Below are 20,447 nucleotides of genomic sequence, written 5' to 3' on the forward strand. Positions count from 1 at the left end.
GCGCCGCCGTGTCGTGGCGGCGGAGCCGCTGATGGCTCACCCGGGACGTTTCTGGTTCTCGATGTATTCCTGGATGACCGCAAGGGGTGCGCCGTCTGCGGAGGCGGCGAAGCAGGACGGGGACCAGAAATGGTCGCCCCACAGGTAGCGGCGGATGCGGTCGGGGAATTCCTGGCGCAGGCGGCGCGCGGAGACGCCCTTGAGTGAGCCGACCAGCCGGGACAGAGCGATCTTGGGCGGGTAGTGGACCAGCAGGTGCGCATGGTCCTCCTCACCGTTGAACTCGTGCAGCTGAGCGCCGAAATCCGCGCACACGTCCCCCATGATCTCCTCGCAGCGCGTGAGGATCTCGTCGGTTTCGGTAACACAGATCAATTCTCGTCGCTAGCCTGGGGAAGTGAAGCTGGTGGTGCAGGTGAAGCTGCTGCCGACGCCGGTGCAGGCGGCGGCGCTCGAGGCGACCCTGCGTGCGTGCAACGAGGCCGCGACCTGGGTGAGCAAGACCGCCTTCGAGCGCGGGGAGTTCAAGAATTTCACCCTGCGCAAGCAGGTCTACGGCGAGGTCAAGTCCCGCTGGAACCTGGGCGCGCAGGCCGCCCAGCACGTCATCAAGAAGACGTGCGACGCGTACGCCACACTGAAGGCAAACCTGAGGGCAGGAAATCTGGGCCGCACCGGCTCGCGCCGGTACCGCCGGGCCACCGAGAAGCCGATAGCCTTCCGTCTCCAGGGCGCGCAGCCCTACGACGACCGCATGCTGTCCTGGCAGATCCCGAACCGGACGGTGTCCATCTGGACCGTGGCGGGCCGGATCAAAAACGTGGCGTTCACCGCCTCACCCGAGCAGCTGGCCACGCTGGCCCTGTACCGCAAGGGCGAGTCCGACCTGCTGCAGCGGGACGGCATGTGGTTCCTCAATGCCACCTGTGAGGTCCCCGAAGCGCCGCTCAACACCGGTCCGGTGGACTTCCTCGGCGTCGACCTGGGGATCGTGAACATCGCCACCACCTCGGACGGCGAGATCATGGCCGGCCGCGAGCTGAACCGCACCCGCCTGCGCGAGCGAGGCCTGCGGGCCAAGCTGCAACGCAAGAACACCCCGTCCGCCAAGCGGCGGCTGAAGAAACGGCGGCGCAAGAAGGCGCGGCGGGCGCGGGACATCAACCACAAGATCACGAAACATGTGGTGGCCGAGGCTGAACGCACCGGTCGCGGAATCGCCCTGGAAGACCTGACAGGGATCCGCGAACGGGTACGGCTTCGCAAACCCCAACGGGCCACCCACTCCTCCTGGGCCTTCCACCAGCTGGGAGCGTTCATCGCATACAAGGCCCGCCGGGCAGGGGTGCCGGTGGTGCACGTCGATCCGGCGTACACCTCCCGCACCTGCGCCGAGTGCGGCCACGTAGACAAGGCGAACCGGGTCTCCCAGGCCTGGTTCGCGTGCCGGAACTGCGGATTCGTTGATCACGCGGACCGGAACGGCTCCCGCAACATCCGGGCCCGCGCCCGGGAGTTGTGGCGACGCGGGGCCCCGTCAACGGCCCCTGCCCCACCCCGGAAGCACCCGGATGGGGCTGGACGCAAACGCAGCATCACACCCAGTGATGCCCGTTGTGCAAGCCCGTCGCTTTAGCCACGGGTAGTTGGCGTGGTCTTGGGCAGCTTCACCACGGTCACGAAGAAGTCGTCGATCTGGCGGACCGCGGCGATGAACTGGTCGAGGTCGACCGGCTTGGTCACATAGGCGTTCGCGTGCAGCCTGTAGCTGCGCAGGATGTCCTCCTCGGCGGAGGAGGTGGTGAGGACGACGACGGGGATGTGGGCCAGGTCGTCGTCGGACTTGATCCGCTCCAGGACCTGGCGCCCGTCGTACTTGGGCAGGTTGAGGTCGAGCAGGATCAGGTCGGGGCGCGGTGCCTCGGTGTACTGGTTGGCGCGGTAGAGGAAGTCGAGGGCCTCCTCGCCGTCCCGTACGACGTGCAGGGTGTTGCGGATCTTGTTGTCCTCGAACGCCTCGCGGGTCATCAGCTCGTCGCCGGGGTCGTCCTCGACGAGCAGGACCTGGATGGGTACAGCGGGGGTGCTCACGTGTGTGCTCCTTCGGGTGGGCGCGCCGCTTCCTCGGCCCCGAGGTCGGGTTCCGGTCGCGCCATGGGCAGGGTGAAGGTCACGCGCGTGCCGCCACCGGCGGTGCCGTCCAGGGTGATGGCACCTCCGTGATGTTCGACGATCTTGCGGCACACGGCAAGGCCGATGCCCGTGCCCTCGTACTCGTCGCGGCCGTGCAGCCGCTGGAAGATGATGAAGACCTTCTCCCTGAACTCGGGTTCGATGCCTATGCCGTTGTCCTGTACGGTCAGCCGCCACTGTCCGTCCTCCGGCTCCGCCTCGCAGCGGACGGCGATCTCGGGCGGCCGGTCGGGGTGGCGGAACTTCACGGCGTTGCCGATCAGGTTCTGCCAGAGCATGGTCAGGGTGGTGACGTCGCCCGTCACGGTGGGCAACGGCCCCTCCCGTACGACACGCGCGCCCGTCTCCTCCAGGACCACGCTGAGGTTGCCGAGCGCCCGGTCCAGTACGTCGTCGAGGGCGACGGGTATCAGTTCCTCGCCGACGCGGCCGACACGGGAGAAGGTCAGCAGGTCGTTGATGAGGATCTGCATGCGTTTGGCACCGTCGACGGCGAAGTCGATGTACTGCTTGGCCCGGTCGTCCAGTTGGTCGCCGTACCGTTTCTCCAGGAGCTGGCAGAAGGACGCGATCTTGCGCAGGGGTTCCTGCAGATCGTGCGAGGCGACGTAGGCGAACTGCTCCAGCTCCGCGTTCGAGCGCTTCAGTTCCAGGGTCTGGGCGTCGAGCTCCTCGGCCTGCCGCTCCAGGAGGACCTCGCGGGCCTGGGAGGCCGAGAGTTCCTCGACGATGCGGCGGCGCATCTCCTCGACGGCCCGGGCCACCCTCTCCAGGTCGCGCGGCCCGTCGAGCCGGATCCTGCGCTCGAACGCGCCGCCGCTGACGTCCACCGAGGCCGCTTCCAGAACCTGCAGGGGGCGCCCCACGATCCGGTGCAGCAGCAGGGTCAGCGCGAGGCCGCTGGTCAGGAAGGCGGCGAGCATGCCGAGGAAGAGGAGGTTGCGGGACCGACGGCTGTCGTCGGCCGAGGCGCGGGTCCGGTCGCGCAGCTGCTGGATGTCCTTCTCGAGGGTGGCGAGTTGCCCCCGGATCTCGTCGAACCTGGCCTTGCTCGCCTCCAGGGAGGGGGCTTTGGCGCCGCCGGGCGTGCGGGCCGCCTCGATCAGCGGCTCGGCGTAGTCGCGGCGCCAGGCGTCACTGAGGCGCCCGGCCGCCTTCAGGTCCGCGGCGATCCTGGGGTGGTCGGCGAGTTGCGTCGCCAGGCGGGCTTCGAAGGTCTTCTCGTCCCGTGCTCCCGACGCGTACGGATCGAGGAAACCGGCGTCCCTGCTCAGTACGTAGCCTCGTACGCCGGTCTCCTGGTCCACCAGCGAGGTCTCCAGCTGGTAGGCGGTGGCGCGGGCCGGCTGGATGCGGTCGGTGAGCAGATCGGTGCGGTCGTCGGCGCGGGCTTGGAGGACTCCGCCGGACACGGCGAAGACGATCACCAGCAGCACGTTGGCGGCCAGCACCACTTGGATCCAGCCCTGCACGGTCAGCCGGGCGACGCGTGTGGGCTTTGCGTCCTCGGCAGTGTCCGCCGTGGCATGGTCCGGTCCCGGGGCGTTCGGCGTAGGGGTCATGACATTCCGTCCGTCGCCAGGTGCAGGACGGCCACGTCGTCGGCGAGTCCGCCGTGGGAGGCGGTCAGCGCGGCGACGTCCTCGACCACCGCGTCGACGAACGGGCGCCCGCGCAGGCTCTGGTGTGTCCTCGCCACCGCGAGCAGTCCTTCCTCTCCCAGCCGCCGGTCCGGAGCCACGACGCCCTCGAAGAGACCGTCGGTGAACAGCGTCACGGCGCTGATGTCGTGCGCGGGCAGCTCGGTCTCCGGCCAGTGGGCCCGGCCCGGAAGCAGTCCGAGCGCGGGGCCTGGGGTCGGCTCGAAGAGCTCGATGCCACGCGATGTACTCACGAGCAGTCCCGGGTGTCCGGCGCGGATCACGCTCATACGGCTGCGGTCCTTGACGATCCGCAGGACGGTCAGGGTGGCGAAGATGTAGTCCGCAGCGCGCTCGGCGCCGATGATCTCCTCCAGGAGCTCGAGCTGACGCGGGCCCACGCATCCGGAGAGCACGGCGGTCCGCCAGGCCACCCGCAGACAGACGCCTAGGGCGGCCTCCGCCGCGCCGTGGCCGGAGACGTCCCCGATCACCGCGTGCACGGTGCCGTCCTCGCTTTCGACGACGTCGAAGAAGTCGCCGCCGAGCAGGGCGTGGTCCCGTCCCGGGCTGTAGCGCGAGGCCACCTGGCAACCGGCGCCCCGCAGCAGGGGCGTGGGCAGCAGTCCACGCTCCAGGCGCGCGTTCTCCCGGGCCAGCAGCCGGCTCGCCTGGAGTTCGGCGCCCGAACGCTCCACCTGCTTGCGTTGCAGGGCGTAGCGGACCGCGCGGCTGAGCGCCTCGGCGTCCAGGCCGTCCTTGGCGAGGAAGTCCTGCGCTCCTTCGGCCACCGCGGCGAGCCCGGCCTCGTTCTCGGCGACTCCGGTGAGTACCACGACGGCCGCGTCGGGCGCGGCGTCACGCACCATCCGGACCGCGCTGAGACCGTGGGTGTCGGGCAGATGCAGGTCCAGCAGGACGCACACGGAGTGCGACGTGGCGTCGAGGAACATGCGTGCCTCGGCGAGGGACTTGCACCAGGTGACCTCCATCGGCAGTCCGCTGTCGGCCAGCACCTCCCGCACCAGCAGCGCGTCTCCGGCGTCGTCCTCGACCAGCAGCAGTACCGCGGTGGCGTCCAGGGCCCAGCGGGGATCCGCACTCCCCTGCCGGGGCACCGCGCCTCGCTCACCTGTCCGCGGCAGGCGATCCGCCACGCTCGCCCCCCTTGGGTGACCCACGCCGACCATGGTTCGTTGTGAGCCTACTGGTACGTCTCTCCGGGTCAACGGCGCAGGGCGAGCCGCGCCTTGACACACTTTCCGACCGGCACCCGCCCGACGGTCACCTCCGTCGCGAGCGCGTGCACGATCTCCAGGCCGTGCCGCCCCACGCGTTCGGGATCCCGTGGATAGCGCCGGGGCAGGGCGGCGCTGCTGTCGTAGACGATGACGGTCACGGAGGTGTCGGTTCCCTCCAGTTCCAGGATGTACGGCCCATGGCTGTGCCGGTCCGCGTTGGTGACCAGCTCGCTGACGACCAGCAGGAGGTCGCCGGTGGCCTGTGCGCCGATCTCGGCACACCACTCCGAACGGAGCTGTTCGACGAACAGCTCGGCGAAGTGGCGCGCTTCGGCGATGCACCCCGGCTCGCCGGTGTAGTGCGCCGCCCGCCGAAGCGGTTCCACGGGCACGTCGAAGCCAGTCGGTATCACCGCTCCGTCCAAGCGCTCGATCATGTGGTTCTCTCTCGGATGCCGGTATGTCGGGACATTGCGCGTCCCGACACTGCTGCACAGGGGCTCGTACCCCGTGAAGTCCTCCACAGTCACCCCGATGTTCCCCCGTCCCGGTGGCTTGCGCACACGATTCCCACAAGGGAACGGTGTCATCCCGACGCGGCAGGGCAGGGCCTCCAGGCGAGGCATGACCGGTCACCGAGTTCTCGGTGCGAGCAAGGGGCGCGGACGGATGGACGGACAGGACCCCGAAGTACGGGACGAGACACCGGCCCGGGAAGGGGACGACGTCCTGCTCCGGGCCGCCGACCGGCTCGCGGCCGCGGCGGAGATCCTGGTCTCCGTGTCGGCCCGTACGGCGGTCGCGGTCGACAGCAGACTGTCGCCGCCGCTGCTGCGCGCCCTGACCCAGGTGGGCACGGATCCGGGTCTGACGCTCGCGGCACTCGCCGAGCGGGCGCAGATCAGCCGCTCCCGGGCGAGCCGGGTGTGCGACACGCTCGAAGAGGCCGGACTGCTGGCCCGTTCGCCGCGCAGCGAGGACCGCAGGGGCGTCGGCCTGAGTCTGACCGGCCGTGGCCGCTCGGCCCTCGACCGGGTGCGGGATCAGCGCACCGCCTGGATCAAGGACGCGCTGCTGCGGATGCCGGAGGCCGATCTGAGCGGACTGCTGGCCGCGCTGCGCTCGCTCGGCCCGTCCCTGGCCCACGGGCATCCCGAGCACGCGGAGATACCCGGGCCGCCCGACCGGTCCGCCTGACACGCACTCAGACCGCATCGGCCTCCAGTGCCTCCCCCACGCCGGGGAAGACCGGCAGCACGTCCGAGACACCGGTGATGCCCAGCACCCGCTCCACGAACGGGGAGAGGGCGGCCAGCCGGAGCCGCGGGCCGAGCACCCCGTGGGCCCGCAGGACGACGTTGATCGTGGTCGAGTCCAGGAAGGTCACCGCGGCCAGGTCGAGGACCACCGCGCCCGGACAGGCCCGGCCTGCCGCCGCGAGAGCCTCGTCGAGCTCACCCGCGTTGTCGAGATCCACCTCGCCGCGGACCGCGATCACGGTCGACCGACCGGCCTCGCGCGTGGACAGCGACATGGCCGCCTGACCTGGACTCCGGCCTGAATGCACAGCGATCCCTCGAAATGTTGTCGAATCCGCGGAGAGTGGGGTAACCGCATGGGGACGGTGCGCCACAACGCCGCGATGGAGCGGTGTCAGGCCCTACCGTAGCCGATCGTTGTCATTTGACAACAATTGCCGTGAGGCAACAATCTGGTGCCCCTGCGATCCCAAGTCCGGCGACCCGTGGGTCGGTTGTCGCAGTGATGGGGGCGCAGTGACGGGTCGCACCGAAGGGACGCAGATGGAGCTAACCGGTACCGGTCGCATGCCCGGGCGCCCGGCCGGACCCGCCGGAGCGCTCCTCGAGCTGGTCCAGCGCGGTCGCCCGGAACGCTTCGAGGCCTTCGGTGAGCCGGGTGACGTCCGCCGAGGACATCTGCTCCAGTACGGCCCGCACCTCGCGCGCACGGTGCTCCCGCAGTTCGCTCAGCACCTGCTCGCCGAGCGGGCTGAGGCCGACCTCGACCTCGCGCCGGCTCGTCGAGCTCGGCACTCTGCGGATCAGGCCGACTGCCTCCATCCGGTCACACAGACGGCTGACCGAGGAGGGACGCGAGGCCAGGGCGTCACCGAGCGAGCGAAGATTCATGGACCCGCCCTGCTCGATCACGATCAGGGCCCGTAGCTGAGAGGGCGGCACCGGTCCGGACGGCGCGGACTCCTGCCCTCGACCCCACAGGAGTTCGAGGAGCTCCGAGACGGCGTCGAGCGTGTGCGCGGCTTCGTCTCGGGAGACGGGTGGACGGATCGAGCGAGGCACCGATCCACCTTGTCATCAACTCAGGGCCATTACCAGCCGCGCCGGTCCACCGGAGCCCTCGACACAGACCCCTGCGACCACGCAGACCCACTCGCACGACAACCGCACGAGAAAGTCATCACGACCGTGACCTCTGTGAACGACGTCGACAGAGCCCTGCGCGCGGCCCCGCCGCACGCGCTGCTCGACACCCTGCGTCCCCTCCTGACGGATGTCTGGGGGGCGATCGACGCCGACCTGCTGCTGGCGGACTACGGGATGACCGTGCTCCAGCCGGTCGAGGAGCCCGGCGACCCCGCGCGTGCCGTGTCCCTGCACAACACCCCCGAGAGCCGGGCCTTCGGCAGTCAGGCGCCGCACGAGGAACACCCCCGCAACACCGGACGGACGCGTCTGCATCTGCCGGTCACCGCCCGGGGCGAGCGCCTGGGCATCCTCACCGTCCTGCTGCCCCCGGGACCCGTGGACCCCGCGGTGACCGACGAACTGGTGCAGGTCGCCGATCTGCTGGGCCACGCGATCGTCGTGGCCGAACGGGACACGGACGTCTACCGTCAGGCCCGGCGGGTCGGCCGACTGACGCTGGCGGCCGAAATGCAGTGGGAGCTGCTCCCGGGCCGGGCCTGTGCCCGCGAGGAGTTCGCCGTCGGCGCCCAGCTGGAGCCCGCGTACGCGGTGCGCGGGGACAACTTCGACTGGTCCTCGGACGCGCACCGGCTCACCCTGTCGATCATCAACGGGATGGGGGACGGCATCCACGCGTCCTTGCTGACCCACCTCGCCGTCGGCGCCCTGCGCAACGCCCGCCGCGCCGGGCTCGCGGTCGCCGACCAGGCCAGACTCGCCGACCAGGCCCTGTACGCCCAGCACCACGGAGACCAGCACGTGTCGGCGCTGCTGCTCTCCTTCGACCTCGCCACCGGCAGCGCGCTCGCGGTGGACGCGGGCTCGCCCCGGATGTGGCGCCGCCGGGGCACGGCCGTGGAGCGGATCGAGCTGGAGGCGCAGCTGCCGCTCGGCATGTTCGAGGAGTCCGACTACGTGGCGCAGGAGTTCGGCGTCCTGCCCGGTGACCGGCTCCTGGTGGTGAGCGACGGAGTGTACGACGCCCTGTCCCCGCTGGGCGAGGTCTTCGGGGAGCGGGCGCTGGCCCGTGCCGTGTCGGCCACCGCCCTGCTGCCCGCGGCCGACGTACCGCGCGCCGTCCTCGACGAGCTGGCCCGCTACCGCGTCACCGAGCCGCTGGACGACGCGCTGATCGTGTGTCTCGACTGGTCCGGCAGACCGGTCGGCACGCCGTCCGGCTGACGTCGCGCCCGGGTTCGGCCGCCGAAATGACGGCGGCCACCGCGCATTCCCCCGTCCGCTCGGGGCACCCGGACCGGGCGGAATCCGGTCGACGGCGGCCGGGGCCCGAAGGCCCGGAGGTGGACGGTGGACTGGTGGATGTGGCTGGTCGTCGTGGTCGCGGCCCTGGTGCTGCTGAGCGCGGCGGCGGTCTGGGTGCAGACGAGCAGACGGTCGGGGACCGTCATCGCCGTGCGGCGCGGGCACCGGTTCGGGAAGCGGGAGGTGTGATGAGCGAGTTGATGTCCGCGCGCGACCTCGGTGGACGACCGGTGGTCACGCTCGGCGGTGAGGCGGTGGCGCGGGTCAAGGACACCGTCTTCGACGGGCCCGCGGGACGTGTCACCGGCTTCACGCTCAACGGCCGGGGGCTGCTCGCGGGGCCGCTGAAGCAGAGCCTGCCGTGGAGCGCGGTCCATTCGCTGGGCCGCGACGCCGTCATGATCCTCGGCCGGGGGGTCCTCGCCGAACCGGCCGCGGTGATCGTCCGGGACGAGGCGGCGCACGGCCGGGTGCTGGGCGCCAGGGTGCTCACGGACGGGGGCACGGAGGTGGGGACCGTGCTTGACCTCGTCGTCGAAGCCGGTATCAGCGGCCGCGTGGTGGGGTTCCGGATCGCCGCCCGTCAGTCGCTGGAGTCGGGTTCGAAACGCCGCCGCCGCAAGGTGTACGTCCCCCGGGGCGAGACGCTCGCCGTGTCGGGACAGGCTCTTGTCATCCCCGCGGACGCGACCCGCTTCGTCGCGGACGACCTGGCCGGTTTCGCCGCCCAGGTCGAGGCGTTCCGGCTCCGGGACACCGCCGACCGGACGGAACCCACACCGTGACGCTGTTCTCTGAGATCCGCGGCCTGCCGGTCGTCACGCTCGGCGAGGCGAACGAGCTCGGCGTCGTGAGGTCACTCACGATCGATGTCGTTTCGGGGCTGGTCGGCCGGGTCCGGCTGTCGCCGGCCCGGGGTCGCAAGGAGATCGCGATCGACTGGAGCGCCTTGCACGTGATCGGCCCGGACGCCGTCCTCGTCCGGTCGGGCACCGCCCTGGACACCGCCCCTCCCCCGGCGCCCGTGGAAATCCTGGGCGTCCGGGTCCTGACCGAGGACGGGGACGAGCGCGGCACCGTGCGGGACATCGCCTTCGACCCGGTCACCGGCCGCGTCGAGAAGATGTGCACGGCGCTGGGCGACATCCCGGGCGACCGACTGGTCGGGCTCGGGGACTACGCCCTGGTCGTACGGACCGGCTGAGGTCGCCTCAGTACCCCGGAGGCGTCAGGGCCGACTCCAATGCCGTCGTGGCTGGGTCGGAGGAGGGGTACTCCGGATCCGATGACGAAGCGGTGGGCGGAGACGACACCTCGGACGACGATGGGGACGACGAGGAGGTTGGGGAGGAAAGAGAGGAAGGGGAGGAAGGGGAGGAAGAGGAAGGGGAGGAAGGGGAGGCAGAGGACGACGGAGAGGAAGGGGACGGAGACTTCGATGCCAGAGACTTCGATGCCGGAGACTTCGGTGCCGGAGACTTCGATGACGCCGACGACACGCTCGCCGCGGGGGACGGCTTCGCCGGAGGGTGCGTCTCCTCGTCCCGGCGGCCGTCGGAGTCACCCCGGTGACGGCCGACCCATGCGTCGCGGTGGGAGTCGTAGATGACGAAGACGTCGATGGTGGTCGTGGCGGGCACGACGACCACCACGTTCTGCGGCCGGTACGAGGGCCAGGTGTCACCGGTCCGCCTGGGCACGGTCTGCTGCGCGACCGCCGGTGTCAACGGGTTCCCGCAGGCACAGCGCACACGCGGCACCCCGCGGTCGTCGACGAGGACCGCCGTGCCCGTCTGGAGCACCGCCTGGTAGCTGGTGGCCGCGCCGCCCCGGAAGCCGTGGTTGGTGACGCGGGTGTCCATCCGCAGCTGTACGGGGGTGAGCGAGCGCAGGTAGGCGGGGACCTCGGGGGGTTGGACGCCCTCCACGGATGCGAACGCCTTGTTCTTCGCGGGCTCCGCCCGGAGTGCCTTGACCTGCTTCTCCACATCGCAACTCGCGGTGTTGCGGGCGCCGCCGTAGAGCCCGGGCGCGGAACCCGACACACCGCGCGTCACATTGGGGGACTCGGGCGCGTTCGCCGCCGGTGTCACCGGCGTGGTGGAGCTGTCCTTCGCCGTCGACGCCGTGAACGGGTCGGGACCCGGTTTGTTCGCGGCCTGCAGGAACAACTCACTGCCCGACGCCGTGCGGGACGTGCCGCCCGAGCGGGCGAGGACGACACCGAGCACCACCCCGGCCACCACGATCCCGGTGATCAGCGCCATCCGCGGCGCCGACTTCCACCAGGGCTGATCCGGGCGGGCGCCCAGCGGACCACTCGGCGGACCGGTCGGCGAACCACCCAGCGGACCACTCGGCGGACCGGTCGGCGAACCACCCAGCGGACCACTCGGCGGACCGGTCGGCGGACCGGTCGGCGAACCGGTGGGCGGTGCCGCGAGCGGGCGGCCGATCCCTTGGGTCGGAGCGTGGTCGGAGGCACCCGGCCGGGGGGAGCCCGACAGCGGTCCCGAAGGAGGTCCGGTGGGCCGGTCGGAGGACGGCGGGTCGACGCTCACTGGCTCTTCTTCCGCGCGTAGGGGTCTCGCGTCATTTCTCGCCTTTTATGCAGTTTCATTCCACAACGAGCCCATTGTGTGCTCCGGTCGGGTGTCCCCCGCAAGCTGACGCGGTCGGCCCTCCCGACGGGCGGTGGACCCTGGTGCTGCTTAGCGTGGCAGCGTGCGCCCGCAGACACCGTCCGACCAGGTCATCGCCACTCCAGGCGAGCGGACGGCCGCCCGTCACGGCTGGGTTCAGGCCCTGCTGGCGGTGGTGGCCGGGGTGATCGTCATGCTCGCGGTCGCGGCCCTCGGGCTGTGGGGGGCCGGTGCGACGGGCCTGCCCGAGCACGCCTACCCACGGGTCGTCGCGGCCTCCGTCGTGACCGCGGTCGGCGGCACCATCGAGCTCGCGGGTGACGCGGGCGTGATCGCCGACACCCGGGCGGGACTGACGGTGATCCCTCTGTCGGTCACGCTCGCGGGGGCCCTGATGATCGCCGCCGGGTTCCTGCGGCCGCTGCGGCACCGGGCCGTCGCGAGTACCGCCGAGTTGGCCGGCTGGGCCGCCAGGATCGCGGTCCTGTGGCTGTTGGCCCTCCTCGGACTCGCGCTCTACTCCCACCAGAACTTCAAGATCTCCCTCGGTACCGGAACGATCAGCGACATCGGCGACCTCATCGGGGTCTCGCCCGAGGTGGGCTTCAAGACAGCCGTGCCGGTGACGCTGCTCTACGGGGTGCTGTGGCTCGCGGGTGTCCTCGTCCTCGCCCTGCTGGTGTCGCGCGGAGCTCCGCTCCCGGCCCGGCTGTTGCGCTTCCAGGAGTCGGTGCGCCCGGCCGCGTACGCCATGGTCGTACTGCTCCTCGCCTGCGTCGCGGCGGGAGCGGTCGTCGCGCTTGTGGTGGCCGCGACACGCGGACACGTCCCCGAGACCTTCGCGGTGATCTTCCTCGGGCTGCCCAACCTCGCCTGGCTCGCCTTCACGATCGGGCTGGGCGCCACCTGGAGGGGGCGGGTGGACGGGCCGTTCGGACTGCCCGTGCCGCACGTCCTCGACCAGGTGCTGCGCACCCCGGACGTCTCCACGGTCAACCTGCGCACCCTGGCCCACTACGACGGCAGGGTGTGGTGGCTGCCGGTCGTCGACGCGCTGCTGCTCCTGGGCGCCGCGTTCCTGATGGCCGCCCGCTCACCGGCCCGGATGCGGGCCTGGCAGCACGCCGTGCGCACGGCCCTCGCGCTGGCGCTCACGGTGCTCATGATCTGCCTGGTCGGCAGGATCTCGGCGCACTACGGCCTGTCGCTCATCGGCATCGGTGACGCCGCCGGCGGCCTCGCGGGCGAGCTCTTCCTCAAGCCGAAACTCTGGAGCGCGCTCGGCCTCGCCGTCGTGTGGGGCCTGGTGACCGGGTTCCTCGGCGCCCTGCTGGCGAGGGGGGTCCACCGAAAGGGCGAGGTCGTGCAGGACACGGTCGGCTAGCAAGGACACCGGCGGCCAGGGCGATTGCCTCCCGCGCCGTCAGCGGTCACCCGGCTCGTCCGTCACCCCCGGGACCAGACGGGTCGGTTCATGGTCGTCGGGCGCCCGTACGACACCCGTGCGCGCCCGGCCCGGAACACTCCCGTTCCGCTCCCCGGTCGCCGCCGGTTCGTCCGCGACCGCGTACGTGCTCAGCCGCGTCCCGTCGGTGTACACCCAGCGCTCCTGCTCGGCGTCGTACAGCCAGAGGGACTCGCCGTCGACGACCACCCCGATCCGCTGCCCGCTCGTGATGCCGCGGAAGGACGCCCCGTCCAGCCGCCCGGCCGCGAGGTCCTCCGCCGCGCTCCGATACCGGGTGAGGGCCTGCTCGACGCGGGCGAGAAGCGGGCGCGGGTCGGCCGTTCGGGTGAGGGGGTCGCCCTCCGCGGGCGGCGGCTGCGGTACGGCGACCAGCAGGCGGCCGTCGACCCAGGCCGACCAGCCGTTGGCGCAGACGACCCGGCCCCAGTCACCGAGCCGCTCGACGAGTTGCACCGGGAGCAGCGCGTCGAGCGGCACGGTGGGCCGGGAGGGGTCCGGCGCCTCCCAGGCGGGCAGGCCGTCCGGCGGAACGACGTGCGTCGGGCGGAAGTCGTCGGTCGTCGCCGGGTCGGGGGTCGTCATCGCACCTACTTCCGCATGACCTCGGGTTCGCGCCGCCGCAGCAGCCGGGCCACCAGGCACCCGAACACGATCGACAGCACGACCAGCATGCTCATGTTGACCAGCCACACGCTGGGCTCGTGCCGGAACAGCGGGTCGGAGGTGAGCGCCCCCGGGACGATCCGGCCCAGGTCGATGGTCCCCGACATCGCGCCCAGGGCCCAGCGGGCGGGGACGAGCCAGGCCAGTTGTTCCACACCGGGCACCCCGTGCAGCTTGAGCAGCGCGCCGCTGAAAACCACCTGGACGACGGCGATCAGCACCAGCAGCGGCATGGTGACCTCCTCCTTGGTCACCACGGCGGAGACCAGGAGGCCGAGCATCATCGCGCTGAAGGCCAGCAGGGCCACGGCCAGCGTGATCTCGAGAAGCGGCGGCATGAGGACACCTTTGCCGCCGGGCGCGTCGAGGTCGACGCCGAACAGCGCGACGAGGGTCAGGACGACGGCCTGGAGAACGGTGATGGTGCCGAGGACCACGATCTTCGACATCAGGTACGCCGACCGGGACAGGCCGACCGCGCGCTCCCGCTGGTAGATGCCCCGTTCCTTCACCATTTCGCGTACGGCGTTGGCCGCACCCGCCAGGACTCCGCCTATGCACAGAGTGAGCAGCGCGTTCGTCGACGTCTCCAGCGTCAGTTTGCTGCCCGCGACGGCTCGGGTCATCACGCCCATGACGCACGGCAGCGCGATCATGACGGCGAGGAAGGTCCGGTCGGCGCTGAGCACGGCCGCGTACCGGCGCACCAGGGTGCCGAGTTGCGCCCCCCAGCTCTGGGCCTTGGGCGGCGGTCCGACGGGGACGGCCGAGCCGGCCCGGAGCGGGTGAGGCTGTGGGCTGGAGCTGTCGATGTACCGGCCCTGGAGCGGCGAGCTCCGGTACTCCCCCGCCCAGTCCCGGTCCTGGTCCCGCTCGAAGGCCTCGAAGGCCTCGGGCCACTGCTCGTAGCCGAAGTAGGCGAGCGCGTCTCCGGGCGGTCCGAAGTAGGCGACCTTGCCGCCGGGAGCGAGCACCAGGAGCCGGTCGCAGACGTCGAGGCTGAGCACGCTGTGGGTGACCACGATGACCGTACGACCGTCGTCCGCGAGGCCGCGCAGCATGTGCATCACCGAGCGGTCCATGCCGGGGTCGAGACCGGAGGTGGGTTCGTCCAGGAACAGCAGCGACGGCTTGGTCAGCAGCTCCAGGGCCACACTGACCCGCTTGCGCTGACCGCCGGACAGACTGTGGATGGGCAGGCCGGCGCGCTGCTCCAGGCCCAGTTCCTGGATGACCTCGTCGACCCTCGCCTGGCGCTCCGCCTTCGCGGTGTCCTGCGGGAAGCGCAGCTCGGCGGCGTACGCGAGGGCGCGCCGCACCGTCAACTGGGCGTGCAGGATGTCGTCCTGCGGCACGAGGCCGATGCGCTGGCGCAGCTCGGCGTAGTCGCGGTAGAGGTCGCGGCCGTCGTACAGGACCGCTCCGCGGTCGGCGGGGCGCTGCCCGGTGAGGGCGTTGAGGAGCGTGGATTTCCCGGCGCCGCTGGGGCCCACGACGGCCAGCAGGCACTTCTCGCCGACGGGAAAGGACACCTGGTCGAGGAGGATCTTGCGGCCACGGTCGACGGCGACGGTCAGTTCCTGGACATCGAGGGAGACCTCGCCGGTGTCGACGTACTCCTGCAACTCGTCTCCGACGAGGCGGAACGCGGAGTGGCCGATGCCGACGATGTCACCGGGGGTGATCGCGGCGCGGGTGACGGGCTGCCCGTTGAGGAACGTGCCGTTGTGGCTGCCGAGGTCGAGGATCTCGTACGTCCTGTCCGGGTGGGTCAGCAGTTCGGCGTGCCGCCGGGAGACGACGAGGTCGTCGATGACCAGGTCGTTGTCGGTGCCGCGGCCGATGCGGACGGTGCGGGTGGGCAGCGGTCGTACGGTGGTCGGCCGTGGGAAGGTGCCGCTGGCCGAGGGCCGGAATTCGCCCGACTGCCGCTGCGGGGGCTGGCCGGCGAAGACCGCCCGGGGGCCGTCGGAGGGGCTGCCGAAGTGGATGACGCTGCCGGGTCCGACACCCCATTCGCGGACCCGCCTGCCGTCGGCGTACGTGCCGTTCGTGCTGTTCTCGTCCTGGATCGTCCAGTGGTCCGCCTCGGGCCGCAGGACCGCGTGGTGCCACGAGACCCGGACGTCGTCGATGACGATCTCGCTCGACGGGTCACGCCCGACGTGATAGTCGCGGCTCGGACTCAGCACCGTGGAGCCCGTCTCGGTTTCGAGGACGAGTTCGGGCGCCGTCGGCGCGACCGACCGCTCTCCCATGCCCAGAATTCTAGCTATTCGTTCACATATGCGCCTGATCGGCGGCTCATGGCCGGTGCTGTGCGCGCTCCGCGAGGCGGGTCAGGGCGGGCGGCGCCTCCGCCGACCCGTCCCGCGCGAGTCGGATGACCAGCCGGGCGACGCCCGGGCGCACGTCGACGGCGGCGCGCAGAAGGCGGTCGTCGCAAACGATCGTCTCCGACGTCTCCGACCTGGCGCTGCTGGTCGGCGGGACCCTCCGGGACCCGCCCGGCGGCGGTCAGGCCGCGGAGCTGCCGAGGGCGGTGGCGGTCCGCTGCATGCGCAGCGCGTCGATGGATTCGGCGAGCAGTTCGTACTCGGTGGTGTCGTCGCTGGTGGCGATGCGGACGAGCTTTCCGGCGGCCAGCTCCTCGGCGACCAGCTCCTGCTGGAGGGTGTCACCGCACCAGGCGCGCAGGACACTCGGCACGTCCGGGACGGTGTCCGCCACCGGCGCGATCGAGTTCGGCGGGAAGGTCGGATCGTCGGGTTGCGGGTCGAGCCGCGACGCCATCCAGGAGGCACGGTCCCGCATCCACCACAGGGCCAGCGCCAGGGTGGGCGCGCGATAGGTCCCCAACGGGACGCCGATGCGTCTACCTCCGCATATTCCGTATGCGGTTACATGGCACAGGAATTCGTCGTGCACGATCGCTCCCCCATTGCAACGCTGTCCGCCGGCCCGGCCTCGCTTTCCCTGCGGCTCGCTCACTGCTGCGGCTCGTTCGTGGTGCACGGTGGTGCTGCGCGCGTCGTGCATGGTCGTGCAGCGCGCGGGCGTGGCTGAATCGCCCTGTCACTCGAGTATCGCCACTCCTGACACTCTGTCACCATGCCATTCCAGCCAGTCTCCTGGCATATTCACCGCCGGGTTTGGCCGAAATGCGACTCGCTGTCCTTACCCGGGAGGTAATCGACGCCCTCGGGCGTCCGCGGGCATGGTTGCGGTGTCGGACCCCGGCGGGGAACCACCGCCCGGAATCCACTCACTGACCAGCAACTACCCTACTTTCCACGGAGGTTGATCCACCATGTCCGCAGCCGACAGCCGTTACGAGAACGCCGTCGCCCGTTACTTCGAGGCCTGGAACGCCACTGACCGGGATGCGCTCGCCAAGGCGGTCGCCGCCGCCTGGAGCACGGACGGCAGCTACACCGACCCGCTGGCCGAGGTCCGCGGGCACGACGGAATCGCGGCGGTGATCGCGGCGGCGCACGAGCAGTTCCCGGGGTTCTCCTTCCGGCCCGCCGGGCCGGTCGACGGGCACCATGACATCGCCCGCTTCGGCTGGGAACTGGTCAACGAGGCCGACGGCACGGCGCCCGTCGCGGGATTCGACGTGATCACCCTGGACGGCGACGACCGGATCCGCAGCGTGCACGGATTCCTGGACCGCGTGCCGACCCAGTGACGCTCCGGAGCCTTCAGTCCGTCAGCGCGGAGTTCGACCGACCGCCTCCTTTGGAGGAGCGCCTCAGCCCGTGAGGGCCGCCCGCGCGACGTCACGGTAGCGCCGAGGGGCGACACCCGTCGTCCGCTTGAAGGCGTTGCTGAAGGCGCTCTCGGACGTGTAGCCGACCCGCTGGGCCAGGGCCGACACCGACGTCTCGCCGTCCCGCAGGGCCCGGCGGGCCAGACTCATCCGCCAGTCCAGCAGATACGTCAGGGGCGGCACCCCGGCCACGGCCCGGAAGCGCTCGGCGAAGGTGGTCCGGGACATGGCCGCCGCCCTGGCCAGCTCCTCCAGCTGCCAGGGGCGGCCCGGGTCGGCGTGCATGAGCCGCAGCGCCGGGGCGATGCGCTCGTCGGCGAGGGCGCGCAGACGTCCGGCCGGGAGGGCGTCGGCGTCCGCGAGATAGGCGCGCAGGACCTGGACGAACATGAGCTGGGCGAGCTGGTCGGCCGCGAAGTCGGCCCCGGCCCGCTCGGCGGTCAGTTCGCGCAGCAGCTGGTCGAGCAGCCAGCGCATGACCGGCGCCTCCTCGGCCCCGGACCGGACGCACAGCAGCGGCGGCAGGGCGTGCAGGAGCAACTCCTCGCCCGCCCGGCCCAGTTCGATGTGCCCGCCGACGAAGACGGCGTCCTCTCCGCCGCCGTAACGAATGATGGACCCGGAGGTGTCCGCGAAGAGTGTCTCGGCGTCAGCCGGCTGCACGGACGGATCGCTCGCGACCACGAACGCCCGGCTGCCGTCGAACACGGCCACATCGCCCGGCCCCAGCCGGGCGAACTCAGGCAGTCCCTCCAGGGACACCGACATGCCGCCCTGCACCACCGCGGTGATCTTGAGCATCCCGGGCGGCGGGAAGCGCAGCGCCCAGTCACCGCCGGCCGTGAAGCCGCCGGAGATGACGCACCGGGCGTCCATGAGGCCGAGGGTGTCGGAGAGAGGATCCGCAGGCATGTCCGTACTATCGCGCAAGTAATGCGGACTATCAAGCATTCATCGTACGGATGCCCGGTTCTACGGTGGTCGGGAAGGCACACATGAGGAGAGCCGAAACATGACCACCGAGCAACAGCAGCAGCCCCTCCACTCCGGATTCGACGCCGCGTCCAGCGCCGAGGACGTCATCAAGGGCATCGACCTGACCGGCAAGGTCGCCGTCGTCACCGGCGGCTACTCCGGCATCGGCCTGGAGACCGTGCGCGTCCTGCGGGCCGCGGGCGCCGAGGTCGTCGTACCGGCGCGGGACACGGAAAGGGCGAGGGCCGCTCTCAAGGGGATCGACGGCGTCGAGACCGCGACCATGGATCTGCTGGATCCGGCCTCGATCGACGCGTTCGCCGAGCGTTTCCTCGACTCCGGCCGGCCGCTGCACATCCTCGTGAACAGCGCGGGCGTCATGGCGACGCCGCTGACGCGCGACGCCCGGGGGTACGAAGTGCAGTTCGCCACGAACCACCTCGGCCACTTCCAGCTGGTCGCCCGCCTGTGGCCGGCGCTGCGCCGGGCGCACGGGGCCCGGGTCGTCTCGGTGTCCTCGTGGGGCCACCGGTTCTCGCCCGTCCTGTTCGACGACCCGCACTTCGAGCACCACGCGTACGACCGCTGGGTCGCCTACGGGCAGTCGAAGACGGCGAACATCCTCTTCGCGCTCGGTGTCGACGAGCGGGGCAGGGCGGACGGGATCCGGGCCTTCGCCCTGCACCCGGGAAGCATCGTCGACACCGGTCTGAAGAAGTACCTGGCCGAGGAGGACCTCAGGGCCGTCGGCGTCCTCGACGCGGACGGCCGGCCGATCCTCGACCCGGAGCGCCAGCTGAAGACCGTCGAGCAGGGAGCGGCCACCAGCGTGTGGTGCGCGACCAGCCCCCTGCTCGAGGGCCGGGGCGGCGTCTACTGCGAGAACAGCGACATCGCCCCTCCGATGTCCGCGGAGGAGGGCCGCGAGTGGTCCCTCGGGAACAGGACGGCCAAGGCCGGCGTGGTGCCCTACGCCGTGGACCCGACGGCGGTCGACCGCCTCTGGGAGCTCAGCGAGCGGCTCACCGCCTGACGACCGGGCCCCACGGCCCGGTCGGCTTCTCCTACGGCCTGATCAGCGCGCCTCAGGCTTTGGTGATCGCGTCGATCCGCGCCAGCTCCTCCGCGGTGAAGTCCAGGGCGCGGGTGGCCGCGACGCTGTCCTCCAGCTGCTGGGGGCTGCTCGCGCCGATGAGCGCGGAGGTCACCCGGCCGCCGCGCAGCACCCAGGCGAGCGCCAGCTGCGCCAGGGACTGGCCGCGGGACTTGGCGATCTCGTCGAGGGCGCGCAGCTGCCGTACCAGGTCCTCGGTGACCGTGTCGGCGCTCAGGAAGGGGCTGTCGCTCGCGGCGCGCGAGCCCTCCGGGATGCCGTCGAGGTAGCGGCTGGTGAGCAGGCCCTGCTCCAGCGGGGAGTAGGCGATGGAGCCGACCCGCAGCTCGTCCAGCGTGTCCAGGAGCCCCTCGTCCTCGGGGCGGCGGTCGAGCATCGAGTAGCGCGGCTGGTGGATCAGCAGCGGGGTGCCGAGCTCGGCCAGGATGCGGGCGGCTTCCCGGGTCTGCTCCGCGGAGTAGTTGGAGACGCCGACGTAGAGCGCCTTGCCCTGCTGGACCGCCGAGTGCAGGGCGCCCATCGTCTCCTCCAGGGGAGTCTCCGGGTCGGGGCGGTGCGAGTAGAAGATGTCCACGTAGTCCAGGCCCATCCGGGCCAGGCTCTGGTCGAGCGAGGACAGCAGGTACTTGCGGGAGCCCCATTCGCCGTAGGGACCCGGCCACATCAGGTATCCGGCCTTGGTGGAGATGACCAGCTCGTCGCGGTGGTGCGCGAAGTCGGCCTTCAGGGCGTCGCCGAGGGCCGACTCGGCGGCGCCGGGCGGCGGACCGTAGTTGTTGGCCAGGTCGAAGTGGGTGACACCGAGGTCGAAGGCGCGGCGCAGGATCGCGCGCTGGGTCTCCACCGGCCGGTCGGGGCCGAAGTTGTGCCACAGGCCGAGCGACAGCGCGGGCAGCTTCAGTCCGCTGCGTCCGGTGCGCCGGTAGGGCATGTCCGCGTAACGGTCGGGGTGTGCGGTGTACAACGAAAACTCCTGGAAGGCCGGGAAAACAGGTCTCCACTCTCGCGCGGGCACGGTGCAGAGGTCCA

The 20,447-nt window shown here is 71.1% G+C and carries 22 protein-coding genes and 2 pseudogenes; 11 read left to right on the forward strand and 13 right to left on the reverse strand.

Going from position 1 to position 20,447, the window contains the following annotated elements; translation table 11 throughout:
• Positions 1-36: 36 nt before the first annotated feature.
• Positions 37-354 (reverse strand): annotated as a pseudogene (tnpA, locus tag OG798_RS07890) (IS200/IS605 family transposase); the annotation flags it as partial.
• Positions 355-397: 43 nt separating this feature from the next.
• On the opposite strand from tnpA, the gene OG798_RS07895 reads away from it, so the two are divergent.
• Positions 398-1,636 (forward strand): RNA-guided endonuclease InsQ/TnpB family protein, encoded by a 1,239-nt coding sequence (locus OG798_RS07895; RefSeq protein WP_328756684.1) that lies wholly within the window; start codon positions 398-400, stop codon positions 1,634-1,636.
• On the opposite strand, the gene OG798_RS07900 is transcribed toward OG798_RS07895, so the two are convergent.
• The 4 genes from OG798_RS07900 to OG798_RS07915 all read right to left on the reverse strand — a co-directional run bounded on the left by OG798_RS07900 (position 1,633) and on the right by OG798_RS07915 (position 5,511).
• Positions 1,633-2,091 carry a response regulator gene (locus OG798_RS07900; protein WP_121417309.1) on the reverse strand — a complete coding sequence of 153 codons (459 nt, stop codon included), beginning with the start codon at positions 2,089-2,091 and terminating at the stop codon, positions 1,633-1,635. The genes OG798_RS07895 and OG798_RS07900 overlap by 4 nt on opposite strands.
• The gene (locus tag OG798_RS07905; RefSeq protein WP_095856487.1) at positions 2,088-3,755 is read right to left on the reverse strand and encodes a sensor histidine kinase; all 1,668 of its coding nucleotides are present in this window, start codon (positions 3,753-3,755) and stop codon (positions 2,088-2,090) included. Before OG798_RS07905 ends, OG798_RS07900 begins: the two co-directional genes overlap by 4 nt.
• Positions 3,752-4,990: a PP2C family protein-serine/threonine phosphatase gene (locus tag OG798_RS07910; RefSeq protein WP_328756685.1), complete on the reverse strand. Its 1,239-nt coding sequence runs from the start codon at positions 4,988-4,990 to the stop codon at positions 3,752-3,754. The genes OG798_RS07905 and OG798_RS07910 overlap by 4 nt, the downstream gene beginning before the upstream one ends.
• Positions 4,991-5,058: 68 nt before the next feature.
• Positions 5,059-5,511, reverse strand: coding sequence for an ATP-binding protein (locus tag OG798_RS07915; RefSeq protein ID WP_095856485.1), 453 nt, complete (start codon positions 5,509-5,511; stop codon positions 5,059-5,061).
• A gap of 232 nt (positions 5,512-5,743) precedes the next feature.
• Between OG798_RS07915 and OG798_RS07920 the strand changes: the two genes are divergently transcribed.
• The gene (locus OG798_RS07920) at positions 5,744-6,271 is read left to right on the forward strand and encodes a MarR family winged helix-turn-helix transcriptional regulator (RefSeq protein ID WP_183127536.1); all 528 of its coding nucleotides are present in this window, start codon (positions 5,744-5,746) and stop codon (positions 6,269-6,271) included.
• A 7-nt stretch (positions 6,272-6,278) separates the two neighbouring features.
• On the opposite strand, the gene OG798_RS07925 is transcribed toward OG798_RS07920, so the two are convergent.
• Positions 6,279-6,608, reverse strand: a complete 330-nt coding sequence (locus OG798_RS07925) for an STAS domain-containing protein (protein ID WP_075025895.1) — start codon at positions 6,606-6,608, stop codon at positions 6,279-6,281.
• Between the two features lie 274 nt (positions 6,609-6,882).
• Entirely contained in the window at positions 6,883-7,395 is a 513-nt protein-coding gene (locus OG798_RS07930; RefSeq protein WP_095856483.1) for a MarR family winged helix-turn-helix transcriptional regulator, read from the reverse strand.
• Positions 7,396-7,521: 126 nt separating this feature from the next.
• Here OG798_RS07930 and OG798_RS07935 point away from each other — a divergent pair, with 126 nt between their 5' ends.
• From OG798_RS07935 to OG798_RS56480, 5 genes are all read left to right on the forward strand, one after another.
• Positions 7,522-8,703, forward strand: coding sequence for a PP2C family protein-serine/threonine phosphatase (locus OG798_RS07935; RefSeq protein ID WP_382139224.1), 1,182 nt, complete (start codon positions 7,522-7,524; stop codon positions 8,701-8,703).
• A gap of 126 nt (positions 8,704-8,829) precedes the next feature.
• A complete protein-coding gene (locus OG798_RS07940) occupies positions 8,830-8,973 on the forward strand; it encodes a hypothetical protein (protein ID WP_167552135.1) in 144 nt (47 codons plus the stop codon).
• On the forward strand, positions 8,973-9,569 hold the full coding sequence (locus OG798_RS07945) for a PRC-barrel domain-containing protein (RefSeq protein WP_095856482.1): 597 nt from the start codon (positions 8,973-8,975) through the stop codon (positions 9,567-9,569). The genes OG798_RS07940 and OG798_RS07945 overlap by 1 nt, the downstream gene beginning before the upstream one ends.
• Positions 9,566-9,988, forward strand: a complete 423-nt coding sequence (locus OG798_RS07950) for a PRC-barrel domain-containing protein (protein ID WP_328756688.1) — start codon at positions 9,566-9,568, stop codon at positions 9,986-9,988. Before OG798_RS07945 ends, OG798_RS07950 begins: the two co-directional genes overlap by 4 nt.
• Positions 9,989-10,035: 47 nt before the next feature.
• Positions 10,036-10,356 (forward strand): hypothetical protein, encoded by a 321-nt coding sequence (locus OG798_RS56480; RefSeq protein WP_328983286.1) that lies wholly within the window; start codon positions 10,036-10,038, stop codon positions 10,354-10,356.
• Between the two features lie 50 nt (positions 10,357-10,406).
• Here the strand turns inward: OG798_RS56480 and OG798_RS56485 are convergent.
• A pseudogene (locus OG798_RS56485) lies at positions 10,407-10,877 on the reverse strand (DUF6777 domain-containing protein); the annotation flags it as partial.
• Here OG798_RS56485 and OG798_RS56490 point away from each other — a divergent pair.
• On the forward strand, positions 10,843-11,079 hold the full coding sequence (locus OG798_RS56490; protein ID WP_107424638.1) for a hypothetical protein: 237 nt from the start codon (positions 10,843-10,845) through the stop codon (positions 11,077-11,079). The pseudogene OG798_RS56485 and the gene OG798_RS56490 overlap by 35 nt on opposite strands.
• A gap of 429 nt (positions 11,080-11,508) precedes the next feature.
• A complete protein-coding gene (locus OG798_RS07960) occupies positions 11,509-12,810 on the forward strand; it encodes a streptophobe family protein (protein WP_328756690.1) in 1,302 nt (433 codons plus the stop codon).
• A 39-nt stretch (positions 12,811-12,849) separates the two neighbouring features.
• On the opposite strand, the gene OG798_RS07965 is transcribed toward OG798_RS07960, so the two are convergent.
• The 3 genes from OG798_RS07965 to OG798_RS07975 all read right to left on the reverse strand — a co-directional run bounded on the left by OG798_RS07965 (position 12,850) and on the right by OG798_RS07975 (position 16,485).
• Positions 12,850-13,476: a hypothetical protein gene (locus OG798_RS07965; protein WP_121417303.1), complete on the reverse strand. Its 627-nt coding sequence runs from the start codon at positions 13,474-13,476 to the stop codon at positions 12,850-12,852.
• A gap of 5 nt (positions 13,477-13,481) precedes the next feature.
• Entirely contained in the window at positions 13,482-15,815 is a 2,334-nt protein-coding gene (locus OG798_RS07970) for an FHA domain-containing protein (protein ID WP_328756691.1), read from the reverse strand.
• A 259-nt stretch (positions 15,816-16,074) separates the two neighbouring features.
• Positions 16,075-16,485 carry a hypothetical protein gene (locus tag OG798_RS07975; RefSeq protein ID WP_267060764.1) on the reverse strand — a complete coding sequence of 137 codons (411 nt, stop codon included), beginning with the start codon at positions 16,483-16,485 and terminating at the stop codon, positions 16,075-16,077.
• Positions 16,486-16,867: 382 nt separating this feature from the next.
• Between OG798_RS07975 and OG798_RS07980 the strand changes: the two genes are divergently transcribed.
• Complete coding sequence (locus OG798_RS07980) at positions 16,868-17,248, forward strand: nuclear transport factor 2 family protein (protein WP_121417302.1); 381 nt, start codon at positions 16,868-16,870, stop codon at positions 17,246-17,248.
• 63 nt (positions 17,249-17,311) lie between these two features.
• Here OG798_RS07980 and OG798_RS07985 read toward each other — a convergent pair whose 3' ends face one another.
• Positions 17,312-18,241, reverse strand: coding sequence for a helix-turn-helix transcriptional regulator (locus OG798_RS07985; RefSeq protein WP_095856475.1), 930 nt, complete (start codon positions 18,239-18,241; stop codon positions 17,312-17,314).
• 100 nt (positions 18,242-18,341) lie between these two features.
• Here OG798_RS07985 and OG798_RS07990 point away from each other — a divergent pair, with 100 nt between their 5' ends.
• Positions 18,342-19,337 (forward strand): oxidoreductase, encoded by a 996-nt coding sequence (locus OG798_RS07990; RefSeq protein WP_267060765.1) that lies wholly within the window; start codon positions 18,342-18,344, stop codon positions 19,335-19,337.
• A gap of 52 nt (positions 19,338-19,389) precedes the next feature.
• Here the strand turns inward: OG798_RS07990 and mgrA are convergent, their stop codons facing one another.
• The gene (gene mgrA, locus OG798_RS07995; RefSeq protein WP_095856473.1) at positions 19,390-20,382 is read right to left on the reverse strand and encodes an L-glyceraldehyde 3-phosphate reductase; all 993 of its coding nucleotides are present in this window, start codon (positions 20,380-20,382) and stop codon (positions 19,390-19,392) included.
• Positions 20,383-20,447 lie beyond the last annotated feature (65 nt).

The organism is Streptomyces sp. NBC_00271, assembly GCF_036178845.1.
Lineage (GTDB): Bacteria > Actinomycetota > Actinomycetes > Streptomycetales > Streptomycetaceae > Streptomyces.